At 35.6% G+C, this 13,698-nt stretch carries 17 protein-coding genes; 9 read left to right on the plus strand and 8 right to left on the minus strand.

Annotated features, from left to right (window positions below; genetic code table 11):
• The first annotated feature begins 51 nt into the window (after nt 1-51).
• A complete protein-coding gene (locus tag ACSVDJ_RS15735) occupies nt 52-438 on the plus strand; it encodes a hypothetical protein (RefSeq protein WP_439167095.1) in 387 nt (128 codons plus the stop codon).
• 55 nt (nt 439-493) lie between these two features.
• On the opposite strand, the gene ACSVDJ_RS15740 is transcribed toward ACSVDJ_RS15735, so the two are convergent.
• The 6 genes from ACSVDJ_RS15740 to ACSVDJ_RS15765 all read right to left on the minus strand — a co-directional run bounded on the left by ACSVDJ_RS15740 (nt 494) and on the right by ACSVDJ_RS15765 (nt 5,048).
• Nucleotides 494-1,138, minus strand: coding sequence for an ABC transporter ATP-binding protein (locus tag ACSVDJ_RS15740; protein ID WP_439167096.1), 645 nt, complete (start codon nt 1,136-1,138; stop codon nt 494-496).
• A gap of 13 nt (nt 1,139-1,151) precedes the next feature.
• Nucleotides 1,152-2,642 (minus strand): hypothetical protein, encoded by a 1,491-nt coding sequence (locus tag ACSVDJ_RS15745; protein ID WP_518619345.1) that lies wholly within the window; start codon nt 2,640-2,642, stop codon nt 1,152-1,154.
• Between the two features lie 23 nt (nt 2,643-2,665).
• Nucleotides 2,666-3,448, minus strand: coding sequence for an ABC transporter permease (locus tag ACSVDJ_RS15750; protein WP_439167100.1), 783 nt, complete (start codon nt 3,446-3,448; stop codon nt 2,666-2,668).
• Nucleotides 3,449-3,657: 209 nt separating this feature from the next.
• Entirely contained in the window at nt 3,658-3,891 is a 234-nt protein-coding gene (locus tag ACSVDJ_RS15755; protein ID WP_518619348.1) for a hypothetical protein, read from the minus strand.
• Nucleotides 3,892-3,928: 37 nt separating this feature from the next.
• The gene (locus tag ACSVDJ_RS15760) at nt 3,929-4,705 is read right to left on the minus strand and encodes a permease prefix domain 1-containing protein (protein WP_439167103.1); all 777 of its coding nucleotides are present in this window, start codon (nt 4,703-4,705) and stop codon (nt 3,929-3,931) included.
• Nucleotides 4,692-5,048: a PadR family transcriptional regulator gene (locus ACSVDJ_RS15765; RefSeq protein WP_439167105.1), complete on the minus strand. Its 357-nt coding sequence runs from the start codon at nt 5,046-5,048 to the stop codon at nt 4,692-4,694. Before ACSVDJ_RS15765 ends, ACSVDJ_RS15760 begins: the two co-directional genes overlap by 14 nt.
• A 639-nt stretch (nt 5,049-5,687) precedes the next feature.
• Here ACSVDJ_RS15765 and ACSVDJ_RS15770 point away from each other — a divergent pair.
• From ACSVDJ_RS15770 to ACSVDJ_RS15785, 4 genes are read left to right on the plus strand one after another with little or no spacing between them, the layout of a single operon-like run.
• The gene (locus ACSVDJ_RS15770; RefSeq protein ID WP_439167107.1) at nt 5,688-6,251 is read left to right on the plus strand and encodes an accessory gene regulator ArgB-like protein; all 564 of its coding nucleotides are present in this window, start codon (nt 5,688-5,690) and stop codon (nt 6,249-6,251) included.
• Nucleotides 6,248-6,427 (plus strand): cyclic lactone autoinducer peptide, encoded by a 180-nt coding sequence (locus ACSVDJ_RS15775; protein WP_439167109.1) that lies wholly within the window; start codon nt 6,248-6,250, stop codon nt 6,425-6,427. Before ACSVDJ_RS15770 ends, ACSVDJ_RS15775 begins: the two co-directional genes overlap by 4 nt.
• A gap of 35 nt (nt 6,428-6,462) precedes the next feature.
• On the plus strand, nt 6,463-7,743 hold the full coding sequence (locus ACSVDJ_RS15780) for a GHKL domain-containing protein (protein WP_518619351.1): 1,281 nt from the start codon (nt 6,463-6,465) through the stop codon (nt 7,741-7,743).
• Nucleotide 7,744: 1 nt separating this feature from the next.
• Nucleotides 7,745-8,476 (plus strand): LytR/AlgR family response regulator transcription factor, encoded by a 732-nt coding sequence (locus ACSVDJ_RS15785; protein WP_439167113.1) that lies wholly within the window; start codon nt 7,745-7,747, stop codon nt 8,474-8,476.
• A gap of 151 nt (nt 8,477-8,627) precedes the next feature.
• Here the strand turns inward: ACSVDJ_RS15785 and ACSVDJ_RS15790 are convergent, their stop codons facing one another.
• Together ACSVDJ_RS15790 and ACSVDJ_RS15795 are read right to left on the minus strand one after the other, a co-directional pair.
• The gene (locus tag ACSVDJ_RS15790) at nt 8,628-9,806 is read right to left on the minus strand and encodes a DEAD/DEAH box helicase (RefSeq protein ID WP_439167115.1); all 1,179 of its coding nucleotides are present in this window, start codon (nt 9,804-9,806) and stop codon (nt 8,628-8,630) included.
• Between the two features lie 73 nt (nt 9,807-9,879).
• Entirely contained in the window at nt 9,880-10,500 is a 621-nt protein-coding gene (locus ACSVDJ_RS15795) for a spore coat protein (protein ID WP_439167116.1), read from the minus strand.
• A gap of 122 nt (nt 10,501-10,622) precedes the next feature.
• On the opposite strand from ACSVDJ_RS15795, the gene ACSVDJ_RS15800 reads away from it, so the two are divergent.
• The 4 genes from ACSVDJ_RS15800 to ACSVDJ_RS15815 are packed head-to-tail and all read left to right on the plus strand — an operon-like array spanning nt 10,623 to nt 13,690.
• Nucleotides 10,623-11,336, plus strand: coding sequence for a cytochrome c biogenesis CcdA family protein (locus tag ACSVDJ_RS15800; protein ID WP_439167118.1), 714 nt, complete (start codon nt 10,623-10,625; stop codon nt 11,334-11,336).
• Between the two features lie 17 nt (nt 11,337-11,353).
• Nucleotides 11,354-12,052 (plus strand): response regulator, encoded by a 699-nt coding sequence (locus ACSVDJ_RS15805; RefSeq protein ID WP_439167120.1) that lies wholly within the window; start codon nt 11,354-11,356, stop codon nt 12,050-12,052.
• Nucleotides 12,039-13,133, plus strand: a complete 1,095-nt coding sequence (locus ACSVDJ_RS15810; protein WP_439167122.1) for a sensor histidine kinase — start codon at nt 12,039-12,041, stop codon at nt 13,131-13,133. The genes ACSVDJ_RS15805 and ACSVDJ_RS15810 overlap by 14 nt, the downstream gene beginning before the upstream one ends.
• Nucleotides 13,130-13,690 (plus strand): redoxin domain-containing protein, encoded by a 561-nt coding sequence (locus ACSVDJ_RS15815; RefSeq protein WP_439167124.1) that lies wholly within the window; start codon nt 13,130-13,132, stop codon nt 13,688-13,690. Before ACSVDJ_RS15810 ends, ACSVDJ_RS15815 begins: the two co-directional genes overlap by 4 nt.
• The last annotated feature ends 8 nt before the right edge of the window (nt 13,691-13,698 follow it).

The following is a 13,698-nucleotide window of genomic DNA, read 5'->3' on the forward strand; positions in this document are numbered from 1 at the left end:
CTGTACTAATACATATGGTACAAAATCAAATACTTTAATGGATGGTGACTCATGATGAAGAAGAACAAGTTAGCAGTTTTAGGTATGGCTGTAGGTTTGTTAGCTTTTGGTGGAGCAGTACAAGCAGGTACAAGTTATTCTGGTTACAATACTACTGTTGGTAAATTTAACGGAAGTGGTTACACAAGTTACCAAACAAAAGCTGAATCTGGTAAATATGGTCATTTGAAATCAAGAAGCGTTGGCAGTAGCTATGTTGTAGATGCGAGAATGAAAGCAAGTAGTGGTACAGGGAGTTGGGTTAGAAATGTTAGTGATAATGACTCTCGTAATTTACCAAACTCTGTTAGTAAAGGAAAAAGCACACGGGTTCAGTTCAGCAATGATGTAGATACACCTGTAAATGTTCAAGTGACTGGCTCGTGGAAAAGTAATTAATTAACGAAATCAAGAACGCTAATGGATATTGAAAACAGCGTTCTTGATTTTTTGTTTATTTCAGATAAACTGGTTCTAGTTGATATCTATTGATGCGGAATACATGATCACAAAGAATATTAATATCATCCTGATTATGACTTGTAATTAAAATTGTACGCCCCTCGTTCTTAAATGATAATAATAGATTTCGAATTCTATCCACACTTTCTACATCTAAAGCATTAAAAGCCTCATCTAGTATAAGAACCTGTTGATCTTCCATAATTGCCTGAGCAATAGCTAATTTTTGTTTCATTCCTAAAGAATAATCTTTAACTTTTTGCTTTGCCTGCGGTTGTAATCCTACCATTTCCATTGTTTCAGCAATCTTTTTATCACTAATTTCTCCTCTGATTAATGCCAATTCTTTTAGGTTTTGAAATCCGGTTTTATTTGCAATATAACCTGGACGATCTATAATAATACCAAAATTATCAGGAAACCTTTTGCTTTTTCCAACTTCTTCTCCTCTAACATAAATCGTACCGTTATCAGGGAATACGAAGCCACATATCATCTTGAATAATACAGATTTACCAGAACCGTTATGACCCACAATTCCATATATTTTTCCTTTTTCAATATTTAAATCTACACCATCAAAAAGAGTTAACCCTTTATATGTTTTACTTACATTTTTTAATGAAATAATAGACATATTTTCACCCCACCTATATTTTTAAACTTTGTTTGAATAAATAATTAATTATAAAAAAAGCTAGAGCATTCATTATAATTAAAATACATGTTAGATAATATGGCGAAAAATTAGTTAAATAAACAATACTATTTAATCCCACTGGAATAATCCCTACTTTATTAATACCTGGCAACATTAATATCATCAACAAACTAATTAGTAATACACCATGTATTGATTCCTTGCTGATCCATGAAACAATAAACACAGCGAATATATACAGAACAGTCTGTAAGAAACCATTAATGAAAAAATGGTACATAATATCATGTAAGGGGTTAGGGAGTATCGTCACATCAAAATTAGTATTCATCCCGAAACAACTAGCTATTATAAGAGCAAGTGCCATTAATATAAAAAGAAACAAAATCACTTTTATTAATAATTTCCTCATCCAACTCCAAAACCACTTATTCAAATTCTTATAACGAATAATTTTGTAGTATCCAAGACGATCAATTTCATTACTTAAAAATAACTGAACTAAATAAATAAAACCAAAGAATACAATTAAATAAAAGAAAAAAGGGACATAAGAAAAATTTTCTGCATTAGAGCCCCTAAAAGACATTACCCAAACATCCCAAATAGTTGATTCAGAAGGTTTAAGTGAAGTAGCTGTTGAGATTATACCTGTTAAACACAACAGCAAGTAAATTACTATAGGTATATACGACTTTATGGATTGAGCATGTATTTTTTTATTAAGGTCTATAATTCTTAAATATAAAACACTAAATAAACCAAGCAGCAGTAGAACAATATAACTTGAAATAGGAGAATTAAATGAATTAGCTGCTTTTGCAATTGAAAAATAAGTAGTTGGAGATAAAAAAAACATTTCCTTTGGTAATAATTTAAAACCTATAATACTTCCAAAAAAAATCATTACACTAACAAAAAGTATAAAATACTTAATTTTGGTCACCACATATACAGTTGCTAAAAATACATGCAACAATGAAAGCGTTAAAATTAATAAAATTAACTGCGCTAATAATACATATATTGGTGCATCAAAGGTTTTCACTAATTCATAAAGGGTATTAGTAATATGCTCAACCTCGCTAAGTGTGCTCCAATTCCACGAGTAGGGAAACCCAATCATCATAAACAGTGATACGAATACCCATAAAAACAATAAAGGAGTGCACTTCAACCAAAAATGTTTAAGAGAATAATATATCCATTTTTTGAACGAACCTAATCGAATTAAAATCTGGTAATCAAAATCTAACATAATAAATTTTATTGAAAAAAACATCACAATAGGGATTATAAAATAGACAATGAGGTACATATCGTTTAACAAACGTAAAGTAATGTCCCAGCCATTAAAGGACATACCCATTTCATAAGCTTCTTTGACTATCTCCTTTTTCAGCATAAAGCCATAAAAGTAAAAAACAACACCTATAACTAACCATTTAATACCTATTAATTCTTCAAGATATTCTTTCATACGAAGTTTTCCCTGCCTCATACTTATATCATCCATTCTTTTCTGTTACGGATTATGAATGCATAAAGACCTATTATAATGATTAGCAAAAATGAAAATGGTACCAGTACAGTCCATAATGGTTGTTCTACAATGTTAAATGGAAAAATAGTACTTAAGGGTGAAAACCAGGGTGTTGCAAATACACCTGTTATAAAATTGAAAATATGATAATAAAGAAACGGAGCAGATAAAGCTATAAAAGGATTATCTACGATAAGTAAGAGCATAAATGCAATAGTTGAATAAACTAACGCATTTACGGAAACCCACAAGGAATAAATAAGTCCATATGTCAGATCTCCATATGCCAAGAATTGCGAAAAAGTAACTTTTGGAATAACTGTATTCTCATCTATAGAAGAATAAGAAATTATCCCTAATTTCGGCTCAATATACACCACAAAAATAAATGTAAGAAATATTAACAAAAATGTAACTAGCGCCGTTAAACAAGCATTTATGATACCTTTGCTGAGTAAATAAATGTTTAACGGAATTCTAGTACGAGTGTAAGGAATAAAGTTATTTCTTTGCTCTTGTAAAAAACCCGGCAAATAAATGGTAATAATAATAGCGGGAAAGAGTAAAGAAATAATTGTTGATATCATCTCTTGAAACACTTCAATTGGATCAAAGAATTGGTATCCTTCTTTTATAGAATAAAATCTTATTGTTGGTATAAGAATAAGAATAGCTAACCATAATAATAAATTTTTCACCGTATATACTCTTTTTAATTCGACTAATAATTGGTTACCCAGCATACCTTTCACCCCTTGTACTTATTTATGGATTAATAAAAAATTTGTTAATTCAGCTGCAAAATGTACGGCATTAATTTTAAACGTAAAAATTTATTTTTAGTTGTTTACCTTTCGAATAAACGATTAAAAATAACTATCGATTATAGTTGATAAAGCACTTTCAAGATTTCAAAACAATAAAATATTGTCACATAAATAAGTAGATATAATCACTTACTTTGATCATGATATTTCTCTTTAAGAAGAAGAAGAAGAAGAAGTTCATCATAATCCACATTCAACGGTGCGATTTTATCAAGAAAAGTATCCAGTAAATTATCAATCAAACTTGTACGAATTTGATTAATAATTAAACGGTCATTTTGTACATAACTTGGTTTACCTAACTTAGTAACAATTATTTTTTGTCTTTCTAATTCGCTATACGCTAATACAACACACAATAAGCAAAAGAACAGTAAACTTTTTTCAGCTCCCCCTTTAGTTGGTTGTTTTTTTAAAATCCCCCTTGCTTTTAATCCAAAATAATAAATAACCAACAATATTCAACAATAAAAGGTTTATTATCCAAATTAATTTTAATCCATCTGCATGATACAATTGGATTAGCCCCCAGATGGTAAATAAAACATAATAAATTGTAAAACCGATAGCAAATAGAAAGATACCAATTGTTCGAACATCTATAACTTCCAGCGAGACAAAAAATTGATCTGTGCCGTAGTGCAACTCTCTTTTGAATAGCTCAGGTACCCAATGTTTATTACCTTCGAATGTGTAATCAGTTTTCGGAAGGTTTATTTCCCTTGATTCTGTACTGTATAAAGAAGCTCTAAGAATAAATGGTTCATTGACAAGCAAAGGATCTGCTGACTCTGAATTCACTGATGGTAAATCTCCTCCAAGTTGATATCCTATATCAGCAAAATGAGCATCATGAATGTTTCCTAAATATAAGAACAAACCAAACATACAACTGACAAATACTAAAAATGAAACGCCTACTGTCAACAACCAATTCGCAAATGTCCTCTGTCGAATCTCCATCAATGAAATTAATTTTTCTGCCTGTTCAAGCCCGCCAAAACGTTCGACTGCAATTCTAAATGCATCATTTTCCGTATAACCATCCCTCATTAATTCTTTTACAGATTCATTAAGATGAACATGAGTTTCTTCTTTTAATTCTTTTGTTTCTGGATGTTTTGAGTTTGCATGTTTATATAAGTTATCAACGTATTCATCAATCCTCCTCATTTCCATCCCCCTCACATGTATCCAAAAAAGTGTCTATCAATTTTTTTACGAATTCCCATTCTTTGATTTTTAGCTTAAAGTTGCAACGCCCTTCATCAGTCATTTGATAATATTTTCTACGTGCTCCTGCTCCTTGTTCATCACTCCAATAAGAGAAAATCCATTTTTTCTTCTCCAATCTTTTTAAAGAAAGATAAAGAGTGCCTTCCTTCAATTCAAACGCCCCATTACTGTTAATACGAACCACTTTCGCAATTTCATATCCATACATATCTTTTTTACTTAGGAGGGATAATATAAGTGTATCAATATGCCCCTTTAGTAATTCCTTATCAACTTCCAACCATATCCCTCCAATAATGAATCACTGTGTGATAAATATTTCATAAGGACATTTTAAATCCAATTACTTAATAATGCAAGGTTTTATATTGATTAACTATCATAGCTTTCCAAAATCTCTCATTACACTTGTGTATTAAATGTTTTCTAGAATTTAGACTTGTAGAAAAGGATTAGAGGAAATGCGCTGACTTATTCATCCACATGACATTTTTGTTATATAGTCATTGAGTTTTTAGAGAGAAACATGTGGCACCCTATTGGTGACCTTAATAGTTAAGAGACTAGTTTTCACAGCTTTATAGAAAAGCATTTGTATATATAACTACTCTAAGCCAACTAAAGCTATTTCCCTAAAAAATCTAACCCCCTCATCATCGTCCTCTAACTTATCAAAAATATCGAAAAATTTATCTATAGTAGTAATATATTTAAAATTTTATATATCCTTCAAATATAGTTCCTTATTTGAATCATTGACTTGCTTTCAGCTTTTCGTATTTTTTAAGTGGAGGATATGTTTCTCTAATTTGATCCATCGCTTGAGTGATGATTAAGACTAATATTGTGACGTTTATGATATTGCATATCCAATTTTAAGAATATTCGTTACAATAATTACAAAAAGGGGTGAATCTCAATGTCAATAATTGAATCATTTATTGTTAATACACTGATTAAACAAAAAAACTACACACAGCTAGATCAAGCAAAAATACGTTTCGGCGTTCAATTAATTTTTGCTGACTTATGTAAATTTTTGATTGTATATGGGGCTGCCTTTCTGCTCGATTGTTTATTACCAACTTTTATTGTACATATAACCTTCTATGCATTAAGACAGAAGTCATTTGGGTACCATTTTTCGAGTGCATTTAGTTGTATAGCTTGGAGCGTGCTAGCGTTTCCTATTATGTCCGCCTTTTTAGTTGCTTTCACTTTACCATTATGGCTCGTTTGGAGTATCGGCATTTTCTCAGCACTTACTGTTTTCTTACATGCACCTGTTGGAACGGCCAAACATCCGATTATTAATGAGAAACATCGACTTTATTTAAGGAAACAAGCTCATTTTCGCTTGTTGACTATAGGTATTATCACGTGTACTATACCCATATACACCCATAAATTCATAGTATTAGGTATATCGTTACAAAGCTTATCCTTACTTATTCAAAAATTTAAAGGAGAGAAGTCATTATGAATACCATGAGTAAGCTATTACAATCAGTAAAAGGTTTTGTTCTTTCAAAATTATCAAGCTTTGCTTTGTTAGTAGGAAGTTTTGCTTCGATAAATGCCTGTACATTTTTCTTTCATGAAGAAGAAATACCTGAAGAACTTCAGAAGAATCACCCATTTCTTACACATGAAGAGTAATAAAGAAAGTTGGAATTAAATCGATGAGTAGTTCTATGTATACTGCTTTAATTGAATTTATCGCCATTTTTGTTGGGCTAACCTATACATTAAACATTCAATTAGATCGCCGAAAAATATTTTTTATGATAGTAGGTATTGTTTTACCAACTGTTTGTGTATACATATGGATAGCACCTTGGTTAGGCATCATTACGCTGTTTTCTGCAACCACCATATTGTTTTATAGATTTTCAAACAATTATCGAGTGTTACTAGACTTATGTATTCTCTTTATAGGTGCTATGTTAGCCGATCATCTAGCACAACTTGTGAATATTGATCTATTTCATTTAGAAAACGTTGTATATACTTTTTCACACTCTTTATTTTTTCTTTTGATTTTCGCCATTTTTGTCTATGGTTACAAAAAGAGTATCGAAAAAATAATGGCTCACTTGGATATCCCATTATTCGTACAAATACTTATTTTCATTATCGTTAGCACGACTATTTTTGTTTTTTACTTGAATATTTTTATCCCATCTAATCAAGATGAAATGGAGCTAGTGAAAATCAATTTAGTGATTCAATTAGGCTATTCTTTATTAATGATTCTTTCGTTTAGCTTACTGTTATATAATGTAAAAAAGGAAAATCAAATCAAGCAGCGTACAATAGAGATGGAGCAATTTACGGCATATATGGAGGCTCTTGAACAAGTTAACCGAGATATGCAAAAGTTCCGTCATGATTATCGAAATATTTTACTGACAATGAAAGGCTATCTAGATGACGATAATTTAGATGATCTGAAAAAATATTTCCGACAACATATTTTACGAACAGAGGCTCATACGTTATTTAAAAATAGAGTGTTAGGAAACTTAGACAACTTACAACTAATTGGCTTAAAAGGATTATTAGCTACAAAAGCCCTCCAAGCAGATGAACAAGGCATCAAAATCAGTATTGAAATACCTGAAGTCATTGACAATATCGATATGAACATTATTGATTTAACAAGAATTATGGGTATTTTAATTGACAATGCCATTGAGGCAAACGAAACGGCATACGGAGGCGAAATTAATATTGCCTTCTTTAAAACGAAATCAGATTCAACGGTCATCATTATTCGAAATACTCTGCAAGACGATTCAATTGATCTAGTGAATATATTCAAGGACTCATTCTCTACAAAAGGTAAAGGTCGCGGTACTGGGCTAGCCAATATTAAAAATATTTTGGAGCGTTATCCACAGGTCCTTATGAATACACGTATCGAACAGAATTGGTTTATTCAAGAAATAGACATTCAAGACAGGAGAAAATGACGTGAAAGTGATAATTTGCGAGGACGATGCTGCACAACTTGAATATATTTATTCAAAGCTACGAAAATATGCGCTAATACAGTATCCGAGTATAGAATTCGCCTTAGCAACTTCTAATCCAGAAGACGTACTCGCTTATATAGAACACGATCGAGCGGACTGTTATTTTTTAGATATTGAATTAGGAAGCTCTTTAACAGGTCTAGAATTAGCCAGTAACATTCGGGAATATGATCCTCAAGCAAGTATTATTTTTGTAACTACACATGCAGAAATGCTTCAATTAACTTTTACATATAAACTAGCCGCACTTGACTTCATAGTAAAAAGAGAGAAAGTGGAGCTTACACATCAACTAATCACAGCGTTAGAAGTTGCTTATCAAAAATATAAACAATTAGGACATGTAGATGAGGGACACTACTTTCAGTTAAAAATTGGAGAGCTTATTAAAAACATTCCCTATGAAGAAATTTATTTTTTTGCTACATCTAGTCAAGTTCATAAGATAGAATTACATACTAAAAACGGACACTATGAATTTTATGGGAAGTTAAAGGAACTTGAAAGCCTAGACAGCCGATTTTACCGCTGTCATAAAAGCTATATTATCAATCTACAACATGTTCGAGAAATTAATAAAAAAGAGAGAACATTAACAATGATAAATGGGGAAACCTGTTACATTTCTTTTCGAGCTTTGCGAGGATTGCAAGTCAAACTGGCGGAATGAGGATTTTCAAATGGAGTGTAGAATAATGTTGTGTCGCTAGTGTTTTGGGAATCACTTTAAGGCCATATCGCCTTTAGACTGAAATATATAAAATCTCACCGATAAGCGAAAAAGTTCACTAAATAAAAACCAGCCCACAGGCTGGTTTTACTCATCTTCTACGATTATTTCTTTTACTAGAAGGGCGCTTTTCTCGATTGTTAACGACCGGCAATTCCCCCACCTCGACTTCTTTTCGCTCGAGCTTACGGCCAAGCCCTGTTTCAAGCGCATTCAATAAGTCTTTGTCTTTCAATGCTACAAAGGTAAAGGCCGCTCCGTCTTCCCCTGCTCGTCCGGTTCGCCCGATGCGGTGAACGTAGCTTTCGACATCTTGTGGAATGTCATAGTTAAATACGTGCGTCACTCCTTCAACGTCCAATCCACGAGCCGCAACATCCGTCGCTGCCAGTAAATGAAGCTCGCAGTCGCGGAATCGCTTCATGACTCGCTCCCTTTTTGCTTGGGACAAGTCGCCATGCAGTTCGTCAATGTTATATCCTTTCGCTTTCATCTCATCGCAAAGCTTGCTGACTCGGCGTTTTGTTCGGCAAAAAATAATGCCTAAAAACGGTTGAGCTTCGTCGATCGTTTGGCAAAGGGCTTGTTGTTTGCGGCGATCGGTCGTTTCAATGACATACTGACTTATTTTTTCAACGGTCATGTCTTTACTATGCACTTGAATCGAACGCGGCTCACGCATATAGCGTTTCGCTAATCGTCGCACTTCTTTTGGCATCGTCGCGGAAAATAAAGCCGTTTGTCTTGTGAACGGCGTTTCGCGGATGATCGATTCGACTTCATCTAAAAAGCCGATGTGTAGCATTTGATCGGCTTCATCGAGAATTAACGTCGATACATCGGTTAAATCGATGGTTCCTCGACGAATATGATCTAACAATCGACCTGGCGTTCCGACAACAATATGTATATGTTGCTTCAGTCGTTTCAATTGCTGTTCGACATCTTGTCCGCCATAAACCGCTAGTACATTCACATCTTCATCCTTCGTTAACTGCTGCAATTCATTCGTAATTTGCAGGGCCAGTTCTCGCGTTGGCGTTACGATGAGTGCTTGAATATACGGTTGGTCCGTGTCTATTTTTTCAAGAATCGGCAGTAAAAAAGCAAATGTTTTTCCTGTCCCGGTTTTCGCTTGTGCAATGACGTCTTCTCCGTTTAATAAAAATGGGATTGCTTCTTGTTGGATCGGAGTTGGTTCCGTCACGCTTTGATCGCTCAGCTTTTTCGCCCAACGTTCGTTAATTCCTAATTCGATAAATGTATTCATTCGTTCACCTCTTCATTCATTATACCAGTAAACAGAAACGCCATCCTCACAAAAGGACGGCGTTTCTGTTTTTTTAATGGGCGGTTGGATTGCCCTGGGCAGGGGCAAATGCTTGAACCATTTGCTGCATATCCTGTTGGGAAAATTGCGGCACTTGATAGTAATGATGTTTGTTTTGATAAATGGAAAGTTCATACGCCATTTCAATGCAGTTCGGTACGGAATCCGCTAATACGCGGCGAACGACTGGATTGGTCACTTCACAAGCGGCCATCGCTTTCAAGGCAGCGGAAGACTTCATCGCTCCAAGCATCAATCCAGACACGTTTTCATCCGTTATTTCAGAGATAGATTGTATCGGCTTCTTTTGTTGGGTTGGCGTAAGTCCAAAAATGAAGTCATTATTCTGGGTCATCTCGTAGCTTTGCGTCGGAACAGCCGGATCTTGACCAGAACGGAAACAATCGACCGTCGTATTATATTCCTGCTGCATAAATTGATATTGTCGATCGAGAATACCTAGCAGCTCCTGATCCTTCACATACTGTCTCAGCATCGTGTACTGATTCATCGCTCCGATCGAACCCGATAACACCTCATGAACATCCATCACTTCATGCCCACCATGGTTCAATTGCTGTGGTACAGCTCCCGTTTGCATATTTTGATGAGTTTGCCCACTTTGAAATTGCATTGAGTCATCCCCTTTTTAAGTGATAGCCGTACTTCGTTAGTATGTGAGCGATGGAATGTTTTATACGATCTTCATCGAAACTTAACAGAAGTCGTTCATGATGAAGGAAAGGAGTGATTCAAATGACTGATGTTGGCTTATTATTTGCTTTTACCGCAGGGATATTATCGTTTTTCTCCCCATGCGTCTTCCCTTTATTACCTGCTTACGTCACCCATTTAACAGGTGGAACGGTGGAAAATGCTCAACTGCAAGTAGAAAGAAATAAATTAATCACACGCTCGATTGGTTTCGTTCTCGGATTTAGCTTCATCTTTATTATCATGGGAGCATCCGCTACTTTTTTAGGAAAAATATTTATGGATTATCGATGGGTTGTTATGCAAATAGCAGGGGTGTTGATCATTATCTTTGGATTGCAAATGGCTGGACTTATCAACATTAAGTTTCTTATGATGGAAAAGAAAATACAAACGAATCAAAAGCCAAAAGGCATGTTCAGCTCGATGGTGCTCGGCATGGCTTTTGCGAGTGGTTGGTCGCCGTGTGTCGGCCTAGCGTTATCATCCATTTTATTATTAGCAAGCTCATCTGATACCGTCAATCAAGGAATGTTTTTGCTAACGTCTTATTCACTTGGAATGGCGATTCCCTTTTTCCTCATCTCAATTGCTATTTCCTATTCATTAAAAGCGATGAAGCGAATCAATAAATACTTATCGAAATTATCATTTGTAAACGGCATGATTATGATCGGCCTTGGCTTACTTGTATTAAGCGGACAAATGCAAAAAATTAGTGCTTGGCTCTCAGCCTATAGTTTATTTCAGTTTTAACGAAGGGGGGATCACCTTTGACAGCCACCAATTTAATCGGAAAAACGGTCTTAATTGTGGAAGATGACGATAAAATCCGACAGCTCGTCAAAATTTATTTAATGAAGGAAGGATATGAAGTTATTGAAGCGGCGGATGGACAAACAGCGAAAGAACTGATTGAGCAACTAGACCCTTGCCTATTAATTCTTGATTTAATGCTGCCAAAAATCAGTGGAGAAGAACTTTGCCGCTGGTTGCGTGAAGACTTAAAAAACCTTATGCCCGTCATTATGCTAACAGCGAAAGTATCTGAGAAACATCGAATTGACGGCTTTAAATTAGGGGCTGATGACTATGTCGTCAAGCCGTTCAGCCCCGCTGAGCTGATGGTTAGAATCGAAGCAGTTTTACGAAGAACGTCTAGCCGCTGCGGCAAGCTCAGTTTCAATGGGTTAACAGTGAAGCCCGTCAAAGGTGAAGCGAAATGGAATGGCGAATTGTTAGAGCTCACCAATTTTGAATTCCGCTTGCTGCACTTATTCATGCAGCATCCTGAACAAGTGTTATCACGCGAGCAAATTTTATCGTATTTGTATCAACATCATGAAAAAGCGGTCACCGAGCGAACGATCGACGTTCATATAAAAAATCTTCGTGAAAAAATAAAAGAAAAAACGCCACAAGATTACATCCAGACCGTGCGAGGAATGGGGTATAAATTTGCAGGACTTTAAATTATTACTTTCCAAATTAGTCGTCGTCAATAGTCTCGTCATTGCTCTCGTCATCCTACTAGCAGGCATGTCTGTCAAAGACTACGCCTGTTTTTTAGTCAATGCCGAAAATATTACGGGCCCACAGCTCGTGCAAATGCTCAACATCTTTTTAGTGATCGTCAGTGTTCTTTCTTTCGTCATCGCGGGCATCTTTCATTATTTCTTCGCTAAACAAATTGTGAAACCTGTCAAAATTTTATCTAATGCCGCACAAGAAGTTTCTGCTGGTCGCACCCCCGCTCCAATTGATGTCTCCACTTCTAGCGGCTTGACTGAATTGGCGAGCAATTTCAATCAAATGGTCGAAACATTAGCATCCGTACAAAATCAGCGAGAAGAAATGTTAAAGGATATCGCCCACGAATTGCGAACACCGCTGACGAATATGAACGGTTATTTAGAAGCGCTACATCACGAAGTTATTAAAGGCGATGCCGCTTTATTCGGCTCCCTTTTGGATGAATCACAGCGCATTACGCGAGTGGTCGAGTTAATTACTGAATTGAACGCTTGGGACAAAGGCATTTATTTTTTACAGAAGCCTTTTGAAGAGATCGAGATGGACAAGTTGCTTGATGAATCGGTCACTGCTTTTGATTTAAAGCTACAGCATACGTTTTCAACATTCGAGGCTGACTTTGAAGCGGCGATTGTGAAAGGACATACAGATGGCTTGAAGCAAGTGTTGACGAATCTTTTGCAAAATACGATTGATTATAATGAAGGAAACCACTTCTATATCCGTGGCGTTTGTGTAGATCACACGTATCGAATCACACTCTCCCACCGTGGTCAATGGATTGACCCAGAGCAAAAAGAGATGATTTTCGATCGTTTTTATCGAATGGAGCGTTCAAGAAGTACACCGGGAACGGGGTTAGGACTTGCGATCGCTCGCCGAATTATTGAAGCGCATCAAGGGTCGATTAGCGTGGAAACAGACGGACATCATCATCATTTTTCGATCGAGCTCCCACTTCTTCATCAATCCTTAACAAAAGCCGTTCATACTTCTGTTAAAGGAGGCGACGCGCCATGAAGAAAAAAATGTTAACATTCGCGATTTTAGCTTTAACGCTCGGCATCATCATCGTCAACGTTTGGAAACCTGACAATAAAGCTGAATCAACTATACAACAAGAGGAAACAAATTCAACCGAACAAATCGGGCTTGAACCTGGAAACATACCACCTGATTTTGAATTGACGACGTTAACTGGAGAACAAGTGCAACTCTCAGATTATAAAGGCAAGAAAGTAATTCTCAACTTTTGGGCCACATGGTGTCCACCTTGTAAAGCAGAAATGCCGCATATGCAATCTTTTTATGAGAAAAATAAAGACAATGACATTGCCATTTTAGCCGTCAACTTAACGAACACAGATAAGGGGAAAGCAAGCATTCGGGAATTCGTCAACGAGTACGAACTCACCTTCCCGATTCCACTTGACAAACAAGGAACAGTCGGACCAGAATATCAAGCGTACACGATCCCAACGAGCTACATCATCGACTCCAACGGCCTCATCCAAGAAAAAGTCGTCGGGCCTATGGATGAGGCGATCATGGAAGATTTAATGAATAGCATTGACTGAACAAAGCG

This window comes from Bacillus sp. Hm123 (assembly GCF_051842975.2).
GTDB lineage: Bacteria > Bacillota > Bacilli > Bacillales > Domibacillaceae > Bacillus_CE.